This window comes from Mycobacterium sp., from assembly GCF_040398885.1.
GTDB lineage: Bacteria > Actinomycetota > Actinomycetes > Mycobacteriales > Mycobacteriaceae > Mycobacterium.
This window is the reverse complement of record NZ_JBBATF010000003.1, coordinates 26,567-45,458: the sequence shown is the minus strand read 5'-3', so window position 1 is coordinate 45,458 and position 18,892 is coordinate 26,567. Positions and strand designations below refer to the sequence as shown.

17 protein-coding genes are annotated in these 18,892 nt (G+C 70.0%); 7 read left to right on the top strand and 10 right to left on the bottom strand.

Annotated features, from left to right (window positions below; translation table 11 throughout):
• On the bottom strand, nt 1–517 hold a 517-nt coding region (locus ADBZ5U_RS00740), incomplete at its 3' end, for a heme o synthase (protein ID WP_526261330.1).
• A 161-nt stretch (nt 518–678) separates the two neighbouring features.
• Between ADBZ5U_RS00740 and tkt the strand changes: the two genes are divergently transcribed.
• From tkt to ADBZ5U_RS00710, 6 genes are read left to right on the top strand one after another with little or no spacing between them, the layout of a single operon-like run.
• A complete protein-coding gene (gene tkt, locus ADBZ5U_RS00735) occupies nt 679–2,766 on the top strand; it encodes a transketolase (RefSeq protein WP_526261328.1) in 2,088 nt (695 codons plus the stop codon).
• A 22-nt stretch (nt 2,767–2,788) separates the two neighbouring features.
• Complete coding sequence (gene tal / locus ADBZ5U_RS00730; protein WP_526261326.1) at nt 2,789–3,907, top strand: transaldolase; 1,119 nt, start codon at nt 2,789–2,791, stop codon at nt 3,905–3,907.
• Complete coding sequence (gene zwf, locus ADBZ5U_RS00725) at nt 3,904–5,466, top strand: glucose-6-phosphate dehydrogenase (protein ID WP_526261324.1); 1,563 nt, start codon at nt 3,904–3,906, stop codon at nt 5,464–5,466. The genes tal and zwf overlap by 4 nt, the downstream gene beginning before the upstream one ends.
• A 46-nt stretch (nt 5,467–5,512) precedes the next feature.
• Entirely contained in the window at nt 5,513–6,430 is a 918-nt protein-coding gene (gene opcA / locus ADBZ5U_RS00720) for a glucose-6-phosphate dehydrogenase assembly protein OpcA (RefSeq protein ID WP_526261322.1), read from the top strand.
• Nucleotides 6,423–7,184, top strand: coding sequence for a 6-phosphogluconolactonase (gene pgl / locus ADBZ5U_RS00715; protein ID WP_526261320.1), 762 nt, complete (start codon nt 6,423–6,425; stop codon nt 7,182–7,184). The genes opcA and pgl overlap by 8 nt, the downstream gene beginning before the upstream one ends.
• Before the next feature lie 4 nt (nt 7,185–7,188).
• Nucleotides 7,189–7,527 (top strand): ATPase, encoded by a 339-nt coding sequence (locus ADBZ5U_RS00710; RefSeq protein WP_526261318.1) that lies wholly within the window; start codon nt 7,189–7,191, stop codon nt 7,525–7,527.
• 17 nt (nt 7,528–7,544) lie between these two features.
• Here the strand turns inward: ADBZ5U_RS00710 and ppc are convergent, their stop codons facing one another.
• From ppc to gap, 5 genes are all read right to left on the bottom strand, one after another.
• Complete coding sequence (gene ppc, locus ADBZ5U_RS00705) at nt 7,545–10,352, bottom strand: phosphoenolpyruvate carboxylase (protein ID WP_526261340.1); 2,808 nt, start codon at nt 10,350–10,352, stop codon at nt 7,545–7,547.
• Nucleotides 10,353–10,562: 210 nt separating this feature from the next.
• Nucleotides 10,563–10,799, bottom strand: a complete 237-nt coding sequence (gene secG / locus ADBZ5U_RS00700; RefSeq protein ID WP_526261316.1) for a preprotein translocase subunit SecG — start codon at nt 10,797–10,799, stop codon at nt 10,563–10,565.
• Between the two features lie 45 nt (nt 10,800–10,844).
• Nucleotides 10,845–11,630 carry a triose-phosphate isomerase gene (gene tpiA / locus ADBZ5U_RS00695; protein ID WP_526261314.1) on the bottom strand — a complete coding sequence of 262 codons (786 nt, stop codon included), beginning with the start codon at nt 11,628–11,630 and terminating at the stop codon, nt 10,845–10,847.
• A gap of 7 nt (nt 11,631–11,637) precedes the next feature.
• Nucleotides 11,638–12,849, bottom strand: coding sequence for a phosphoglycerate kinase (locus ADBZ5U_RS00690; protein ID WP_526261312.1), 1,212 nt, complete (start codon nt 12,847–12,849; stop codon nt 11,638–11,640).
• A gap of 2 nt (nt 12,850–12,851) precedes the next feature.
• Nucleotides 12,852–13,868 carry a type I glyceraldehyde-3-phosphate dehydrogenase gene (gap, locus tag ADBZ5U_RS00685; protein ID WP_526261310.1) on the bottom strand — a complete coding sequence of 339 codons (1,017 nt, stop codon included), beginning with the start codon at nt 13,866–13,868 and terminating at the stop codon, nt 12,852–12,854.
• Between the two features lie 121 nt (nt 13,869–13,989).
• Here gap and ADBZ5U_RS00680 point away from each other — a divergent pair, with 121 nt between their 5' ends.
• Nucleotides 13,990–14,883, top strand: coding sequence for an oxygenase MpaB family protein (locus ADBZ5U_RS00680; RefSeq protein WP_526261307.1), 894 nt, complete (start codon nt 13,990–13,992; stop codon nt 14,881–14,883).
• A 13-nt stretch (nt 14,884–14,896) separates the two neighbouring features.
• Here the strand turns inward: ADBZ5U_RS00680 and whiA are convergent, their stop codons facing one another.
• The 4 genes from whiA to uvrC form a co-directional block, all read right to left on the bottom strand.
• A complete protein-coding gene (gene whiA, locus ADBZ5U_RS00675) occupies nt 14,897–15,880 on the bottom strand; it encodes a DNA-binding protein WhiA (RefSeq protein ID WP_526261305.1) in 984 nt (327 codons plus the stop codon).
• A 2-nt stretch (nt 15,881–15,882) separates the two neighbouring features.
• A complete protein-coding gene (gene yvcK / locus ADBZ5U_RS00670; RefSeq protein WP_526261303.1) occupies nt 15,883–16,938 on the bottom strand; it encodes a uridine diphosphate-N-acetylglucosamine-binding protein YvcK in 1,056 nt (351 codons plus the stop codon).
• Nucleotides 16,935–17,846: an RNase adapter RapZ gene (gene rapZ / locus ADBZ5U_RS00665; RefSeq protein ID WP_526261301.1), complete on the bottom strand. Its 912-nt coding sequence runs from the start codon at nt 17,844–17,846 to the stop codon at nt 16,935–16,937. Before rapZ ends, yvcK begins: the two co-directional genes overlap by 4 nt.
• Nucleotides 17,847–17,857: 11 nt before the next feature.
• The coding region (gene uvrC / locus ADBZ5U_RS00660) for an excinuclease ABC subunit UvrC (protein WP_526261299.1) at nt 17,858–18,892 on the bottom strand (1,035 nt) is incomplete at its 5' end.

Genomic DNA, 18,892 nt, shown 5'->3' with positions numbered 1-18,892 from the left:
ACCAGCCGATCATCACCGGCATGCAGCCGGCCGCGCCGCCCCACACCACGTTCTGCGGCGTGCGGCGCTTGAGCAGCAGGGTGTAGACCAGCACGTAGAACGCGATGGTCGCCGCGGCCAGGTGTGCCGAGAGCAGATTGGTGGTCCACCACAGCCAGAAGAACGATCCGACCGACAGTGCCAGACCGAACCCGAAGGCGTGGCTGCGCGGCACCACCGCGCGGGCCAGCGGCCGGCGCTCGGTGCGCTTCATGACCCTGTCGATGTCGGCGTCGGCCACGCAGTTCAGCGTGTTGGCGCCGCCGGCGGCCAGCATCCCGCCGAACAGCGTGTTGAGGATGAGGACCGGATCGACGTGGCCGCGGTCGGCCAGCAGCATGGCCGGGATCGTGGTGACCAGCAACAACTCGATGACGCGGGGCTTGGTCAGCGCCAGGTAGCCCAGCAGGCTGGTTCGGATCCGGCCGCGCGCGGCGGCGTCGCTCTCGCCGACGAGGCGGGTGTCGCGAATCCTCACGTGGCCAACTCCTTCACGGCGGCGCATCGCCGCCCACCGTCTACTACCGAGGATGGTAGACCGCGACGACGGCGATTCGGTACTGCCGGGCGGATTCCCCCACTAGGGTGTGCAGCAGTACCGGGTTGCCGTCTGATTCGACCTCGCCAGGAGTGACTGCGTTGACCACGCTCGAAGAGATTTCCGCCCTGACCCAGCCACACCACCCCGGCGACTGGACCGATCTGGACTCCCGCGCGGTCGACACGGTCCGGGTGCTCGCCGCCGACGCCGTGCAGAAGGTCGGCAACGGCCACCCCGGCACCGCGATGAGCCTGGCGCCGGTGGCCTACACCCTGTTCCAGCGGGTGATGCGGCACGATCCCAACGACACCGCCTGGCTGGGCCGGGACCGCTTCGTACTGTCCTGCGGGCACTCCAGCCTGACGCTGTACCTGCAGCTGTATCTCGGCGGGTTCGGCCTGGAGCTCTCCGACATCGAGGCGCTGCGCACCTGGGGTTCCAAGACCCCGGGCCACCCGGAGTTCGGCCACACCAGGGGCGTGGAGATCACCACCGGGCCGTTGGGCCAGGGCCTGGCATCGGCGGTCGGCATGGCGATGGCCTCCCGCTACGAGCGCGGGCTGTTCGACCCCGACGCCGCGCCCGGCGCCAGCCCGTTCGACCACTACATCTATGTGATCGCCTCGGACGGGGACATGGAGGAGGGCGTCACCGGCGAGGCCTGCTCGCTGGCGGGCACCCAGCAGCTGGGCAACCTCATCGTGATCTGGGACGACAACGAGATCTCCATCGAGCACGACACCAACATCGCCTTCACCGAGGACACCCCGGCCCGCTACGCGGCCTACGGCTGGCACGTCCAGGTGGTCGAGGGCGGCGAGAACGTCGCCGGCATCGAGGAGGCCATCGAGCGGGCCAAGGCCGTCACCGACAAGCCGTCGTTCATCGCCCTGCGCACCATCATCGGCTACCCCGCGCCCACCAAGATGAACACCGGCGGCGTGCACGGCTCGGCGCTGGGCGCCGAGGAGGTGGCCGCCACCAAGAAGGTGCTCGGCTTCGACCCCGACAAGAGCTTCGAGGTCACCGACGAGGTGATCGCCCACACCCGCAGGCTTCTCGACCGCGGCCGCGCCGCCCATGCGGCCTGGCAGTCCGACTTCGACGCATGGGCCGGGCGCGAGCCCGAACGCAAGGCGCTGCTGGACCGGCTGTTGGCCGGCCGGCTGCCCGACGGCTGGGAGTCCGCGCTGCCGTACTGGGAGCCCGGCTCCAAGGCGGTGGCCACCCGGGCCGCCTCCGGCGACGTCCTGTCGGCGGTGGGGCCGGTGCTGCCCGAGTTGTGGGGCGGTTCGGCCGACCTGGCCGGAAGCAACAACACCACCATGAAGGGCGCGAAATCCTTTGGGCCGCCCTCGATCTCGACCGAGGACTGGACCGCCGACTGGTACGGACGCACGCTGCACTTCGGGATCCGGGAACACGCCATGGGCGCGATCCTGTCCGGGATCGTGCTGCACGGACCGACCCGCGCCTACGGCGGCACGTTCCTGCAGTTCGCCGACTACATGCGCGGCGCCGTCCGGCTGGCCGCGCTGATGAACATCCCGGCGATCTACGTGTGGACGCACGACTCGATCGGCCTGGGCGAGGACGGTCCGACCCACCAGCCGGTCGAACACCTGGCCTCGCTGCGGGCGATCCCCCGGCTGTCGGTGGTGCGTCCGGCCGACCCGAACGAGACGGCCCACGCCTGGCGGGCGATCCTGGAGCGAACCGGCGGCAACGGCCCGACCGGCTTGATCCTGACCCGGCAGGGCGTGCCGGTGCTGGAGGGCACCAGCAGCGAGGGCGTCGCGCGCGGCGGCTACGCGCTCAGCGGCGACCCGGGCGACGCCGACGTGATCATCATCGCCACCGGCTCGGAGGTGCAGCTGGCCGTCGAGGCCGCCAAGACCCTGGGCGGCAGGGACGTCAAGGCCGCCGTGGTGTCGATGCCCTGCGTGGAGTGGTTCGAGGCCCAGCCGCAGTCCTACCGGGACAGCGTGCTGCCCCCGGGTGCCACCGCCCGCGTCGTCGTCGAGGCGGGCATCGCGCAGTGCTGGCACAAATACGCCGGAGACGCCGGCGAGATCGTCTCGATCGAACGCTTCGGCGAGTCGGCCGACGACAAGACCTTGTTCCGCGAGTTCGGCTTCACCCCCGAGGCGGTCGTCGCCGCCGCTGAGCGCGCTCTAGGCAACTAACCACCCCGAGTAAGGAATCCCCATGGCCCAGAACAAGAATCTCGCGGATCTGTCCGCGGCGGGCGTGTCCGTCTGGCTCGACGACCTGTCCCGCGACCGGTTGCGGTCGGGAAACCTCAAGGAACTCATCGACACCCGCAGCATCGTCGGTGTCACCACCAACCCGTCGATCTTCCAGGCGGCGCTGTCGAAGGGCACCGCCTACGACGCGCAGGTGGCCGAACTGGCCGAGCGTGGCGCCGACGTCGACGCCGTCATCCGGACCGCGACCACCGACGACGTGCGGGAGGCCTGTGACGTGTTGCGGCCGCAGTGGAGCGGGTCCAACGGGGTCGACGGACGGGTGTCCATCGAGGTCGATCCGCGGTTGGCCCACGACACCGACAAGACGATCCTGCAGGCGATCGAACTGTGGAAGATCGTCGACCGGCCCAATCTGCTCATCAAGATCCCGGCCACCCTGGCCGGGCTGCCGGCCATCACCGCGGTGATCGCGGAGGGCATCTCGGTGAACGTCACGCTGATCTTCTCGGTCCAACGGCACCGCGCGGTGATGGATGCCTACCTGGCCGGCCTGGAGGCGGCCAGGGCCGCAGGCCACGATCTCAACGGCATCCACTCGGTGGCTTCGTTCTTCGTCTCCCGGGTGGACACCGACATCGACGCGCGCCTGGAGAAGATCGGCACCCCGCAGGCCCTGGCTCTGCGCGGGAAGGCCGGCGTGGCCAACGCCCGACTGGCCTACGCCGCCTACCAGGAGGTGTTCGGCTCGGGCGGACGCTGGACGGCACTGGCCGAGGCCGGCGCGTGGGTGCAACGGCCGCTGTGGGCCTCGACCGGCGTGAAGAACCCGGACTACCCCGACACCCTCTACGTCACCGAACTGGTCGCTCCGGACACGGTGAACACCATGCCCGAGAAGACCCTGGAGTCCGTTGCCGACCACGGCCACGTCCACGGCAACACCATCGAGGGCACCGCGGCGGAGTCACAGGCGGTGTTCGACGACCTGGAAGCGGTCGGCATCGACCTCGCCGACGCCTTCCGCCATCTCGAGGAGGACGGCGTGGACAAGTTCGAGAAATCCTGGCACGAACTTCTGGAGGCCACCCAGGGCCAGTTGGACGCGCACCGGAAATGAGCCTCGACACCGACGCCGCGCCGGTGGCCGGACCGTCCGGCTGGCACAACCCGTTGCGCGACAAGCGTGACAAGCGGATGCCGCGCATCGCCGGCCCGTGCAGTGTGGTCATCTTCGGCGTGACCGGAGACCTGTCCCGCAAGAAGCTGATGCCGGCGATCTACGACCTGGCCAACCGGGGTCTGCTGCCACCGTCGTTCGCGCTGGTCGGTTTCGCCCGCCGGGACTGGGCGCACCAGGACTTCGCCGAGATCGTCCACGACGCGGTCAGGGAGCACGCCCGGACCCCGTTCCGCCAGGAGGTCTGGGACCGGCTGGCCCAGGGGATCCGGTTCGTCCAGGGCACCTTCGACGACGCGGCCTCCTTCAATCGGCTGGCGGAGACGCTGGAGAAACTCGACGTAGAACGCGGGACGGGCGGTAACCACGCCTTCTATCTCTCGATTCCACCGAACGCGTTCCCGGTGGTGACCGAGCAACTCAAGAATTCCGGACTGGCCAACCCCACCGACGGCCGTTGGAGCCGGGTGGTGATCGAGAAGCCGTTCGGCCACGACCTGGCCAGCGCCATCGAACTGAACAAGGTGGTCAACGGCGTCTTCCCGGAGAAGTCGGTGTTCCGCATCGACCACTACCTCGGCAAGGAGACGGTGCAGAACATCCTGGCGCTGCGCTTCGCCAACGAACTGTTCGAGCCGATCTGGAACAGCCACTATGTGGACAGCGTGCAGATCACCATGGCCGAGGACATCGGCCTGGGCGGGCGGGCCGGGTACTACGACGGCATCGGCGCCGCACGCGACGTCATCCAGAACCACCTGCTGCAACTGCTGGCGCTCACCGCCCTCGAGGAGCCGGTGAGCTTCCACCCCGACGAGGTGCGCGCGGAGAAGATCAAGGTGCTGGCGGCCACCCGGCTGGCCCGGCCGCTGGACCAGACGACCTCCCGCGGTCAGTACGCCGGGGGCTGGCAGGGCGGTGAGAAGGTGGTCGGCCTGCTCGACGAGGAGGGCTTCTCCAAGACCTCGACCACCGAGACCTTCGCGGCCATCACCCTCGACGTCGACACCCGCCGCTGGGCCGGTGTGCCGTTCTACCTGCGCTCCGGAAAACGCCTGGGGCGCAGGGTGACCGAGATCGCCCTGCAGTTCAAGCGTCCGCCGCATCTGCCGTTCGACGCGACGATGACCGAGGACCTCGGCCAGAACGCCCTGGTGATCCGGGTGCAGCCGGACGAGGGCATCACGCTGCGCTTCGGCTCCAAGGTGCCCGGCAGCACCATGGAGGTCCGCGACGTGAACATGGACTTCTCCTACGGTTCGGCGTTCGCGGAGGACTCCCCCGAGGCCTACGAGCGGCTGATCCTCGACGTCCTGCTCGGCGAACCCTCGCTGTTCCCGAGCAACGCAGAGGTGGAACTGTCCTGGAAGATCCTCGACCCCGCGTTGGAGTACTGGGCGACCCACGGACAGCCCGACCCGTACCCGTCCGGTTCCTGGGGCCCGGAATCCGCGTTCGAGATGCTGCAGCGATCGGGCCGGGAATGGAGAAGGCCCTAACGATGAGCGCCGGCGCCCGCGACGATGCAGAGCGAGGAACGAGCCAATGATTGTCGATCTTCCCGACACCACCACCAACACGATCAACAAGCGGATAACCGCCCTGCGCGAGGAGGGCGGCGCGATCACCCTGGGCCGGGTGCTGACCCTGGTGGTCGCACTGGACTGCGAGGAGATCCTCGAGTACTCCGTCGACGCCGCGGTCGCCGCCAGCCGCGAACACCCCTGCCGCATCATCGTGGTGGTCCCGGTCGACCGGTTGGCCTCCGACGCACGCCTGGACGCGCAACTGCGGGTGGGCGGCGACGCCGGAGCCGGTGAGGTCGTCGTGCTCAAGACCGCCGGCCCGCTGGCCGCCCACGCCGACAGCGTCGTGCTGCCGTTCCTGCTGCCCGACACTCCGGTGGTGGCCTGGTGGCCGGGTGCCGCTCCGGATGTTCCGGCGCAGGATCCCCTGGGCCGCTTGGCTATTCGCCGTATCACCGACGCCACCCGGGCGGAGGATCCGCTGGCCTCGCTGCGCAGCCGGATCAAGGGGTACACCCCGGGCGACACCGACCTGGCCTGGAGCCGGATCACCTACTGGCGCGCACTGCTGGCCTCCGCGCTGGATCAGCCGCCGTACGAACCGATCACCGGTGCGGTGGTCTCCGGACTGGCGGGGGAACCGGCCCTCGACATCCTGGCCGGCTGGCTGGCCAGCCGCATCGACGGCACAGTGCGCCGGGAAGTCGGCCCGCTGATGGTCGAACTGCAGCAACCCAGCCAGACGGTGCGGCTCAGCCGCCCCCAGGACGGGTCGACCGCAACGCTGAGCCGGACCGGCAGGCCGGAGGCCCAACTGCCGCTGGCCCGGCGGGAAACCCGCGAGTGCCTCTCCGAGGACATGCGCCGACTGGACCCCGACGAGGTCTACCACGAGGCACTGCGCGCCCTGGACAAGGTCCATTACGCGGGTGGCTGAACCGGACGTGAGCGTCGACACCTACCCGGACACCGAGGCGCTGGTGCGGGCCGCCGGCGACCGGTTGGCCGGGGCGATCGCGGCGGCCATCACCGAACGCGGGCGCGCCATGGTGGTGCTGACCGGCGGCGGCACCGGAATCGGACTGCTCAAGGTGCTAGGCGGCCATCCGGTCGAGTGGGGTCGGGTGCATCTGTTCTGGGGCGATGACCGCTTCGTCCCCCGTGACGACGACGACCGCAACGAGAAGCAGGCCCGCGAAGCACTGCTGGATCGTGTCGACATCCCCGCCGCCAATATCCACCCGATGCCGCCCAGCGACGGGGAGTTCGGCGAGGACATCGACGCCGCGGCGCGCGCCTACGCGGCGACACTGGCCGACACGGCCGCCTTGACCGATGCCGAAAGGGGCCAGGCCACACCGGCATTCGACGTCCACCTGCTCGGCATGGGCGGCGAGGGTCACATCAATTCGCTGTTCCCGCACACCGCCGCGGTGCGCGAGGCCGACCGGATGGTGGTCGCGGTCACCGACTCGCCCAAGCCGCCGCCGAAGCGCATCACCCTGACCCTGCCGGCGGTGCGCCGATCCCGGCAGGTGTGGCTGGTGGTGTCCGGGGCCGCCAAGGCCGACGCGGTGGCGGCCGCCGTGGCCGGCGCCGACCCCGACGACTGGCCGGCGGCCGGCGCGCGCGGCAGCGAGAAGACGATTTGGCTTCTTGACGCCGCGGCCGCGGGCAAGCTGTCAGACTGAGGCCATGGACGACGACAACGAACGGCCCCGCAGCGCCGCCGACCGGATCAGAACGCTGGCGCAGGCCGCCCTCAATGCCGACGAGACGGTCGACCAGATGGACCACATCCTCGACGACCTCGAACTGAACCTGGGCAATCTCAACAAGTCGGTCATGACGATGGAAGCCTCGCTGGCCTACTTCGACGAGACACTGAACCGGCTCAACGCCAGCCTCGGTCAGTTGGAAGGGGTGATGGGCCGGGTCCAGCGCCTGGTCGACCTCGCCGAGACGGCCATGGCGCCGGTCGCCGCCACCGAGTCGCTCGTACGCGGAGTGGTCGGCGTCGTCAAGCGGAAGTGATCACCCGGCAAGTCCGCTTAGCCGCTGTTGCGCAGGGCCGACGCCAGTCCGCTCATGGTCAGCAGGATCCCGCTTCGGAGCAGTTCGTCGTCCTCGCCGCCGCGGTACCGGCGCAGCAGTTCCACCTGCAGATGGTTCAGCGGTTCCAGGTAGGGAAACCGGTTGAACACCGACCGGGCCAGCGCCGGATTGTCGGCCAGCAGATCCTCCTGGCCGGTCACCAGTCTGTGCATCTCGATGGTGCGCTCGTGTTCGGCCCGGATCATCCCGAAGACCCGGTCGCGTAACTCGGCGTCGGTCACCAGCTCCGCGTAGCGGGCCGCCAGCCCCATATCGGACTTGGCCAGCACCTGCGCCATGTTGGACAACACCGTCCGGAGGAACGGCCACCTCCGGTAGAGATCCCGCAGCACCGCCACCCGCGCCTCGGGGTCACCGTCGGCGATCCACTCCCGCAGGGCGGTGCCGGTCCCGTACCAGCCGGGCAGCATCACCCTGCACTGGCTCCATGCCAGCACCCACGGGATGGCACGCAGGTCGGAGATCGAGGTGGTGGCCTTGCGACTGGTGGGCCGGCTGCCGATGTTGAGCGAGCCGATCTCGCCGACCGGGGTGGACTGTTCGAAGTATTCGACGAATCCCGCTGTGTCGTGGACCAATTCCGCGTACGCGCGCCGGGCGCGGGCGGCCAGATCGTCGAGCACCCGATAGGCGGGCCCGGCGGCGTCCCCGAGGCCCTCCACGTCGAGCAGGGTGGACTCCAGGGTGGCGGCGACCAGGCTCTCCAGGTTGCGGTGGGCGATCCCCGGCTCGGCGTACTTGGCGGCGATCACCTCACCCTGTTCGGTCAGCCGCAGCGAGCCGTTGACCGCCCCGGGCGGCTGGGCCAGGATCGCGTCGTAGCTCGGTCCGCCGCCGCGGCCGATCGTCCCGCCGCGGCCGTGGAAGAGCCGCAACCGGATTCCGGTGTCGCGGGCGGCCTCCACCAGGTCCAGTTCGGCGCGGTAGAGCGCCCAGTTGGCGGCCAGGTATCCGCCGTCCTTGTTGGAGTCCGAATAGCCCAGCATGATCTCCTGGCTGTTCCCGCGGCCGGCCACCATGGCGCGGTAGACCGGCACATCGAGGGCGGCCCGCAGGATCGACGAACCGTGCTGCAGGTCGTCGATCGTCTCGAACAGCGGCACGATGCCCACCGGAGCGTAGGGTTCATCCCCCGAAAGATCCAGCAGCCCTGCTTCTTTCAGCAGCAGGGCGGCCTCAAGCATGTCCGACACCGACCGGCACATCGAGATGATGTAGGTGGGCACCGCCTCGGCGCCCAGCGCCCGGACCGCCGCGGCCGCCGCGGCGACGACGTCGAGTTCCTTGCGTGCCAGTTCCGACAACTCGGCGCCCTCACGCACCAGCGGCCGACGAGTGGACAACTCCCCCACCAGCAGCGAGACCCGCTGGTGCTCCGACAGTCCGGCATAGTCGGGGTGCACCCCGGCCCAGGCCAGCAGTTCGGTCACCACCTGCTCGTGCATCTCCGAGTTCTGCCGCATGTCCAGGCCGCACAGATGAAAACCGAAGGCGTCCAGGGCATCCCGCAGCCGGGCCAGCCGGTCGTCGGCGAGCACCGCGCTGCCGTGATTGCGCAGCGAGGCGTCGATCACCGCGAGGTCGGACTGCATCTGCTCCGCCGACCGGTAGGCCGGCAACCCGTCGTCGAGGACGTGTTCGGGCATCCGGTCGAGGACTTCGGCGGCCGTCGCGGTCAGCCGGGCGCGGATCACCCGGACCGCCCGCCGGTAGGGCTCGTCGGCCCGCGCCTCGACGGTGCATGCCGACGCCAACTCGGAGAGCGCGTCGTCGACCGCGACCAGCCGGGCCGACATCGACAGTTCCTGCTCGAGCAGGGCGAGTTCGTCGAAGTAATAGGCCAGCGCGGTGTGGGCGGCACTACCGGTGGCCAGCCTCACCACGTCGGCGGTCACGTTCGGGTTGCCGTCCCGGTCACCGCCGATCCAGGATCCCGGACGCACGATGGGGCGGCGCAGCAGTCCGGCGTCCGGCCAGCGGCTGCGCAGCGCCTCGCGCACGGCGGCGTTGACCTTGGGGACCACTTCGAAGAAGGAGGCCGGGTAGTAGCGCAGGCCCGCCCCGATCTCGTCGGCCACCTTCAATCGGGACAACCGGACCAGCGCGGTCTGCCACAGGGTGAGGACCTGCCGGCGCAACTCCAACTCGATCGGGCGGCCGTCGTCGGTCTCGGTGCGGCCGTGCATCCGCAGCCGCATCAGCCGGGTGATGCGGTTCTGGGTGTCGAACACGGTGCGACGCCGGGTCTCGGTGGGGTGGGCGGTGATGACCGGAGACACCAGCGCACCGGCCAGTTTGCCGGCGACGTCGTCGGCGCGAAGACCCGCCGCGTCGAGTTTGCGGTAGGTCGCGGCCAGCGTGCTGTCCAGCGGGGCCTCGCCGGCGGCTACGTGAATCTCCCGGCGCCGCTCCCGGTGGATGTCCTCGGCGACGTTGGCCAGCAGCGCGAAATGACTGAACGCCCGGATGACGGGGATGGCCCGACGGATGTCGATACCCGTGAACATGGCGGCCAGTTGCGCCCGGTCGATCTCCGAGCGTCGCACCCGGAAGGACTCCACCCGGGCGCGTTCGACCAGTTCGAACACCTCTTCGCCGTTCTGCTCGCGGACGGTGTCCCCGAGCATGGCCCCGAGCAGCCGGATGTCCTCGCGCATCGGTTCGGTGGCCTCGCGGCCCACCTGGGTCCGGTGGACCGCGCCGATTGGCTCCAGCGAGGCGGGCTCCAGCGAGGTGTCGGTCATGGGTACAAGTATCGGTGCGGGCAGGCCCGCGCGCAGGATCCCCGCGCGCAGGATCCACAGAGCCGAGTTCATCCAAAGATCTCGTTCTCGATCTTTACTTCGAACAAACGTTCGTGGATTCATGAGCTCCCCGCAGCCGAGCGGTTACTCGATGATCAGGAAGGCTCCGGATGAGGTGCCGGTGGTTCCCGTGCTAGGACACCAACTTGATCAGGACGCGTACTTGATCATCAGGGTGACGCCGACGATCGAGGTCAGCCAGATGCCGGTCACGAACAGCGTCAGCCGGTCGAGGTTCTTCTCCACCACGGTCGACCCGGACAGGCTGGACTGAACGCCACCGCCGAACAGCGTGGACAGGCCGCCTCCCTTGGCCCGGTGCAGCAGGACCAGCAAAACCACCAGGACGCTGGTGACGATCAGCGTGATCTGCAGGGCGAGCATCATGGCCATCAGCCTACCGGGTCGGACCGGCCCCGGCACCGGACCCCCTTAGGGCAGCGGTCCCCCGGCGGCGATCGCCGACAGGATCGCGAACTGCTCCCCGTCCAGCGACGCCCCGCCGACCAGGCCGCCGTCGACATCCGGCTGGGCGACGAGTTCGGCGACGTTCTTGGCGTTCATCGAGCCGCCGTAGAGCACCCGGATCCCGTCGGCTGCCTGCGGCGAGGCGAGGGCGGCGAGTTCCGCGCGGATGGCGCCGCACACCTCCTGCGCGTCGGCGGCACCGGCCACCCGGCCGGTGCCGATGGCCCACACCGGTTCGTAGGCGACGACCACCCGGGACAGTTGATCCGTGGTGAGCCCGGCCAGCGAGCCGCGCAGTTGGGCGATGTTGTGCTCGACGTGGTCGCCGGCCTCGCGCACCTCGAGGCGCTCGCCGATGCAGACGATGGGGACGAGCCCGTGCCGGAACGCCGCGGCCGCCTTGGCGGCGACTCCTGCGTCGTCCTCGTTGTGGTAGGTGCGCCGCTCGGAGTGCCCGGCCAGGACGTAGGTGCATCCCAGCTTGGCCAGGAAGGCGCCGCTGATGTCGCCGGTGTAGGCGCCGGAGTCGTGCGGGGAGAGGTCCTGGGCGCCGTAGGTCAGCCGCAGTTTGTCCCCGTCCACCAGTGACTGCACACTGCGCAGGTCGGTGAACGGCGGGATGACGGTGACGTCGACCTTGTCGAAGTACTTCTCCGGCAGCGCGAAGGCGATCTTCTGCACCAGGGCGATGGCCTCGAAGTGGTTGAGGTTCATCTTCCAGTTGCCCGCGATCAGCGGTTTACGGGACATGCTCGTCCTAACTGAGGATTTCGATACCCGGGAGCGTCTTGCCCTCGAGGAACTCCAGCGACGCCCCGCCGCCGGTGGAGATGTGGGAGAAACCGTCCTCGGGCAGGCCGAGACGACGGACGGCCGCGGCGGAATCGCCGCCGCCCACAACGCTGAAGGCGCCCTTGGCGGTCGCGGCGATGATCGCCTCGGCCACGCCCTTGGTTCCGGCCGAGAACGCCGGGAACTCGAACACGCCCATCGGCCCGTTCCAGAAGATGGTTCGGGCATTGGACAGCAGCGCGGTGAACCTCCGCACCGACTCCGGGCCGATGTCCAGTCCCATCTTGTCGGCCGGAACATCCCTCACCGCAACGGTTTCCGGCGGCGAGTCGGCCTTGAACTCGGAGGCGACGACGACGTCGACCGGCAGGTGGATCACGTCGCCGTACTCCTCCAGCAGCCGCCGGCAGGTGTCGATCATCTCTTCCTGCAGCAGCGACTTTCCGACCGGGATACCTTGTGCGGCAAGGAATGTGAAGCACATACCGCCGCCGATGATCAGGCTGTCGGCCTTGCTCGCCAGGTTCTCGATCACGGCGAGCTTGTCGGAGACCTTCGAGCCGCCGAGCACCACCGCGTACGGCCGCTGACCCGCCCTGGCCAGCTGTTCGAGGACCTTGACCTCGGCGGCCACCAGGGTGCCCGCGTAGCGGGGCAGCAGCGCGGCGACGTCGTAGACCGAGGCCTGCTTGCGGTGCACCACCCCGAAGCCGTCGGAGACGAAAGCGCCGTCCTCGCCGACCAGTTCGGCCAGGCGGGCGGCCAGGGCGCCCCGTTCGGCGTCGTCCTTGCTGGTCTCCCGCGGATCGAAGCGGATGTTCTCCAGCAGCAGGACGTCGCCGTCGGTCAAACCCTCGGCCCTGGCCAGCGCGTCGGCGCCCACCACGTCCCCGGCCAACTGCACGTGCCGGCCCAACCTCTCGCCGAGCACCCTGGCCACCGGAGCCAGCGAGAACTCCGGTTCGGGTCCGCCCTTCGGCCGGCCCAGGTGTGCGGTGACGACGACCTTCGCGCCGGCGTCGGACAGCGCCTTGAGGGTGGGCACCGAGGCGTCGATGCGGCCGGTGTCGGTGACGTTGCCGTTCTCGTCGAGCGGGACGTTGAGGTCGCAGCGCACCAGGACGCCGCGACCTTCAACCCCCTCGCCGAGCAGGTCGGCGAGATTCCTGACCGCCACCGCTAGAGGGACTTACCGACCAGTGCGATCAGGTCGACGATCCGGTTGGAGTAGCCCCACTCGTTGTCGTACCAGGACACCACCTTGGCCTGGTTGCCGATGACCTTGGTCAGCCCGGAGTCGAAGATCGAGCTGTGCGGGTCGGTGACGATGTCGCTGGAGACGATCGGCGCGTCGTAGTACTTCAGGATGCCGCGCATCTTGCCCTCGGCGGCAGCCTTGAGTGCGGCATTGATCGCCTCGACGCCGGCCTCCTTCTTCAACTCGACGGTCAGATCGGTGACCGAGCCGGTGGGGATCGGCACCCGAAGCGCGTAGCCGTCCAGTTTGCCCTTCAGCTCCGGCAGGACCAGTCCGATGGCCTTGGCCGCACCGGTCGAGGTGGGCACGATGTTCAGCGCGGCGGCGCGGGCGCGGCGCAGATCCCTGTGCGGGGCGTCCTGCAGGTTCTGGTCCTGGGTGTAGGCGTGGACCGTGGTCATCAGGCCCTGCACGATGCCGAACTCGTCGTTGACGACTTTCGCAAGCGGCCCGAGGCAGTTCGTGGTGCACGACGCATTGGAGATGACGTTCTGGCTGCCGTCGTACTTGTCGTCGTTGACGCCCATCACGATGGTGATGTCCTCGTCCTTGGCGGGCGCGGAGATGATCACCTTCCTGGCACCCGACTCCAGGTGACCGCGGGCGCGGGCGTCGGTGAAGATGCCGGTGGACTCGACGACGACGTCGACGCCGAGATCGCCCCACGGAATCGCCGCCGGACCCTCCTTGAGCGCCAGGGCCTTGAGTTTCCTGCCGCCGATGACGATGCAGTCGCCCTCCACCGACACCTCCTCGGGCAACCGGCCCAGGATGGAGTCGAACTTCAGCAGATGGGCCAGGGTGCCGATGTCGGTGAGGTCGTTGACCGCCACGATCTCGATGTCCTTGGCCTTGCCCTCGGCTTGCTGGGTTGACAGTGCCCGGTAGAAGTTGCGCCCGATGCGGCCGAAACCGTTAACCCCGACCCGGATGGTCACGTCTGTCTCCTCACGTCTGTCCCGCCATAGGTGCAATGCCGACCGTCAGCCTAGTGGTGCCGCCCAGCGAGTCGCGCGGGAACCGGACGACGGCTCGGCGGTAGCGGCGTACCGTCGTTGTATGACCTTGTCGCTGCCGGTGGACCTCGATGTGAGCAAAATCCGGGAACACCTCGGCCGCGGCCTGTTCGCCGCGGTGGCCGGCCCGGACGGACCGAAACGGCGGGAGCGGATCCACGGGGCGCCCGGCCCGCGCTGGTTCGCACCGGACCGGCCGATCCGGGAAGTGCACGCCGACGCCTCGATGTTCGTCGGCGGCCTGCGCGCCCTGCTGCTGCAGTCGTTGCACCCGCTGGCGATGGCCGGGGTCGCCGAGCACTCCGACTACCGCGGGGACCCGTGGGGACGGCTGCAGCGCACCAGCGCCTTCCTGGCCGTCACCACCTTCGGCACGGCCCGGGACGCCCAACGGGAGGTGGACAAGGTGCGGGGCATCCACCGTCGCGTACACGGCGTCGCCCCGGACGGACGCCCGTACCGCGCCGACGATCCGCACCTGCTGGAGTGGGTGCACATCGCCGAAATCGACAGCTTCCTGCTGGCCCACCGGCGCTACGGCGGCAAGCCGCTCGATCAGGCCGGTCGCGACGGCTACGTGGCCGACACCGCGCGGGTGGCATCCGCGCTGGGGGTGCCGGACCCGCCGCGCAGCGAGGCCGAACTTCGGGAACGCATCGCGGCGTTCCGCCCGGAGCTGCGCAGCACGGAGGCGGCCCGCGACGCGGCCCGCTTCCTGCTCGTCACCCCTCCGCTGCCGCTGCTGGCCCGGGGACCCTACGGCCTGCTGGCCGCGACGGCGGTCTCGATGCTGCCGCCGTGGGCGCGGCTGCCGCTGCGGCTGCCCTACTTCCCGCCGGTGGAGGACACCGCGATCCGGACCGCCGGCCGCCTGCTGGTCGGCGGGATCCGCTGGGCGATGTCCTCCCAGCCGATGCCCGAGCCGGCTGCCGGTTAGACCGCGCGGCGGGTCAGGCGTCGTCCAGCAGGTCCGGGGTCACAGCCGACTCGGTGTCGGGTATGCCGTCCTGCTTGGCCTTGCGGTCGGCCATCGACAGCAGCCGGCGGATCCGTCCCGCGACGGCGTCCTTTGTCATCGGCGGATCGGCGAGCCGGCCCAACTCCTCCAGCGACGCCTGGCGATGTTCGACCCGAAGCCTCCCGGCCGCGGACAGGTGATCGGGAACCGTGTCGGCCAGGATCTCCAGCGCGCGTTCCACCCGGGCGGCCGCCGCCACCGCGGCGCGGGCCGAGCGCCGCAGGTTGGCGTCGTCGAAGTTGGCCAGCCGGTTGGCGCTGGCCCGAACCTCGCGGCGCACCCGCCGCTCCTCCCAGACCAGGCGGGTGTCCTGGGCCCCCATCCGGGTGAGCAGGGTTCCGATGGCCTCGCCGTCGCGGACCACCACCCGGTCGATGCCGCGGACCTCGCGGGCCTTGGCGCTGACCCCCAGGCGGCGGGCCGCACCGACCAGAGCCAGGGCGGCCTCCGGGCCGGGGCAGCTCACCTCCAGGGCCGAGGAACGGCCCGGCTCGGTGAGCGAGCCGTGGGCCAGGAAGGCCCCGCGCCAGGCGGCCTCGGCGTCGGCGACGCTGCCGCCGACCACCTGGGCGGGCAGGCCGCGGACCGGGCGGCCGCGCATGTCGAGCAGACCGGTCTGACGCGCGAGGGCTTCGCCGTCCTTGGCGACCCGCACCACGTAGCGAGTGCCCTTGCGGAGTCCGCTGGCGGAAAGCATGTGCACCACCGAGCTGTAGCCGTAGAGGTCGTGGATGTCCTTGCGCAGCCGTCTGGCGATGCTGCCCAGATCCACCTCGGCTTCCACCACCACCCGCCCCGCCACGATGTGCAGGCCACCGGCGAAGCGCAGCAGCGAGGCGACCTCGGCCCGCCGCGCGCTGACCGAGTTGACGACGAGGCGACTCAGCTCATCCTTCAAATTAGCTGTCATCGCCACAGCTAGTCACCTCTCGGTCTGTCTCGGAGCCGGCCACCCGGGTCCTGGGACGGCGACAGCGGGGCGGTCACCGGCACGATGGTCGTCGCGGACTCGGTGTCCCGCGACCGCACGGCAGCCAGCGCCGCGGCCAGCTTCGCCGGGTCATGTAAAGGTGTACCAGGTCGGGACACGTCGGCGAACGAAACCACCGCTTCCAGCAGTGCCGCGGTGCGGCGCAACTGGTCCCGCTCCCGTTGGGAGGGCACCCGGGCGGCGTCGACGACGATGTCGTGCACGGTGAACCCGGGCGCGTGCTGCGCCAGCACGTGCAGGTGACGTTCGGCGGAGAAGCCGGCCGTCTCGCCCGGTTCGGCGGCCAGGTTCAGCACCAGAGCCCGCCGGGCGGTGGTCGACTTCAGCGCGGCGGCCAGGCCGGGCACCAGGACGTGCGGGATGACGCTGGTGAACCAGGACCCCGGGCCGAGCACCACCAGGTCGGCGTTCATCACCGCGTCGACGGCCTGGCGGGTGGCCGGCGGGTCACCGGGCAGCAGTCGCACCCGCCGCACCTTCCCCGGCGTGGTGGCCACCGCGACCTGACCGCGGATCACCCGGCTCATCCTCGGGTCGCCCTCCAGGCCGGCGACGTCGGCCTCGATCTGCAGGGCCAGCGGACACATCGGCAGCACCCGGCCCTTGACGCCGAGGATGCGGCCCAGCTCGTCCAGCGCGGCCACCGGGTCGGCGAGCACCTCGCTGAGTCCGGCCAGCAGCAGGTTCCCGATCGGATGGCCGGCCAGCGCGCCGCTGCCGCCGAACCGGTGCTGCATGATAGTGGCCCACAACCTGCCGTGCGGACTGTCGGATGCCAAGGCCGCCAACGCCATTCGAAGATCACCCGGCGGAACGATGTCGATCTCCGACCGCAGACGCCCTGAGGATCCGCCGTCGTCGGCGACGGTCACCACCGCGGTCACATGCGGGGTCAGCCGACGCGCCGCGGACAACGTCGCGTACAGACCGTGGCCGCCGCCCATGGCGACGATGCGCAGCGGTCCTTCCGGTGCCAGGGTCATTCCCGCCCCAGATCGCGATGCAGGACGCGGACCGACAGTTGCCGGTTCTCGGTGAGCAGGCCCGCCAGCGCCTCGGCGATCGCGACACTGCGATGCTTGCCGCCGGTGCACCCGATCGCCACCGTCATGTACCGCTTCCCCTCGCGCAGATAGCCGGCGGCCACCAGTTTCAGCAACTGGTGGTAGGTCTGCAGGAATTCCGTCGCACCGGGCTGGGCCAGGACGTAGTCCCGCACCGCCGGCGATTGGCCGGTCTGCGGGCGAAGCTCGTCCACCCAGTGCGGGTTGGGCAGGAAACGCACGTCCATCACCATGTCGGCGTCCATCGGCAGCCCGTACTTGAATCCGAAGGACTCGACCGTCACGGCCGTCTGTGCGACGGTCTCGCCGCCGAAGGCGTTCTCGATGCTGCCCCGCAGCGCCGGCACCGCCAACGTCGTGGTGTCGATGATCAGGTCGGCGTCCGCCCGCACCGGGGCCAGCATCGCCCGCTCGGCGGCGATCCCCTCGGCCAGGGTCTGGTTGCCCTGCAACGGATGGCTGCGCCGGTTGTTCTCGTAGCGGCGCACCAGGATCTCGTCGGACGCCTCCATGAACAGCACCCGCGGGGTGATGTTGCGGACCGCGAGGTCCCTGCGCACCGCATCGAGGTCGCCGGTGAACCGGCGGGAGCGGACATCCATCACCACCGCCAGTTGGGTGATCCGCGAACCGGCGGCCAGGCCGAGGTCGACCATCCGGGCGATCAGTTCGGGCGGCACGTTGTCGACGACGTACCAGCCCAGGTCCTCCAGCACCTTGGCCGCTGTGCCCCGACCCGCGCCGGAGAGTCCGGTCACCAGCACGACGTCGATTTCCGAGGCGCGGCCGGACCCGTCAGCCGGGTCGGTCACCACATTCTCTGTCATGGGGGTTTCGGTCATAAGGCTCGCTGAGCATCATCACCCACCGGGTCGCCCGATGTGTCCCAACCGACCGGATCGCCTGCCGGTCTCGCGTCCGCGCCGAGCGCTTCGAGCACCGCGGCCGCCGTCGCCGCACCGATGCCGGGCACCTCGGTGATCTCCGCGACCGTGGCCTGACGCAGCCGGGCCACCGACCCGAAGTGGGTGACCAGCGCCTTACGCCGGGCGCCGCCCAACCCGCGCACGCTGTCCAGTGCCGACTCCGTCATCCGTTTGGACCGCTTGCTGCGGTGGTAGGAGACGGCGAATCGGTGCGCCTCGTCGCGGACCCGTTGCAGCAGGTACAGACCCTCGCTGTTGCGCGGCATGATCACCGGGTCCGCCTCGCCGGGCACCCACACCTCCTCCAGTCGCTTGGCCAACCCGATCACCGCGACATCGGTGACGCCGAGGTCCTCGAGCACGGCCTGGGCGGCATTGACCTGCGGCGCGCCGCCGTCGACGACGAACAGGTTCGGCGGGTAGGCGAACCGGCGCGGCTTGCCGTCGTCCGGTGGCTGCTCGGGGTCGCGCAGGTGCCGCGCGAACCGCCGCCGGGTCACCTCGGCGATGGAGGCGACGTCGTCCGAACGGCCGTCGCCGGCGGCTTCCCGGATGGCGAAGTGCCGGTAGTCGGATTTGCGCGGGAGGCCGTCCTCGAAGACCACCAGCGAGCCCACCACGTCGGTGCCCTGGACGTGGCTGATGTCGACGCACTCGATCCGCAGCGGCGCATCGGCGAGACCGAGCGACTCCTGGATGTTCTGCAGCGCGGCGGATCTCGCGGTGAAGTCGCCGGCCCGCTTGAGCTTGTGCTGAGCCAGCGCCTCCCTGGCGTTGCGCTGCACGGTGTCGGCCAGTGCCCGCTTGTCTCCGCGGCGCGGCACCCGCAGCGCCACCCGGGAGCCGCGCAGCCCGGAGAGCCAGGCCGCCAGTTCCTCGGCGTTGGGCGGCAGACAGGGAACCAGCACCTCCCTGGGCACCGGATTTACGGATTCGTCTGCGGCGCC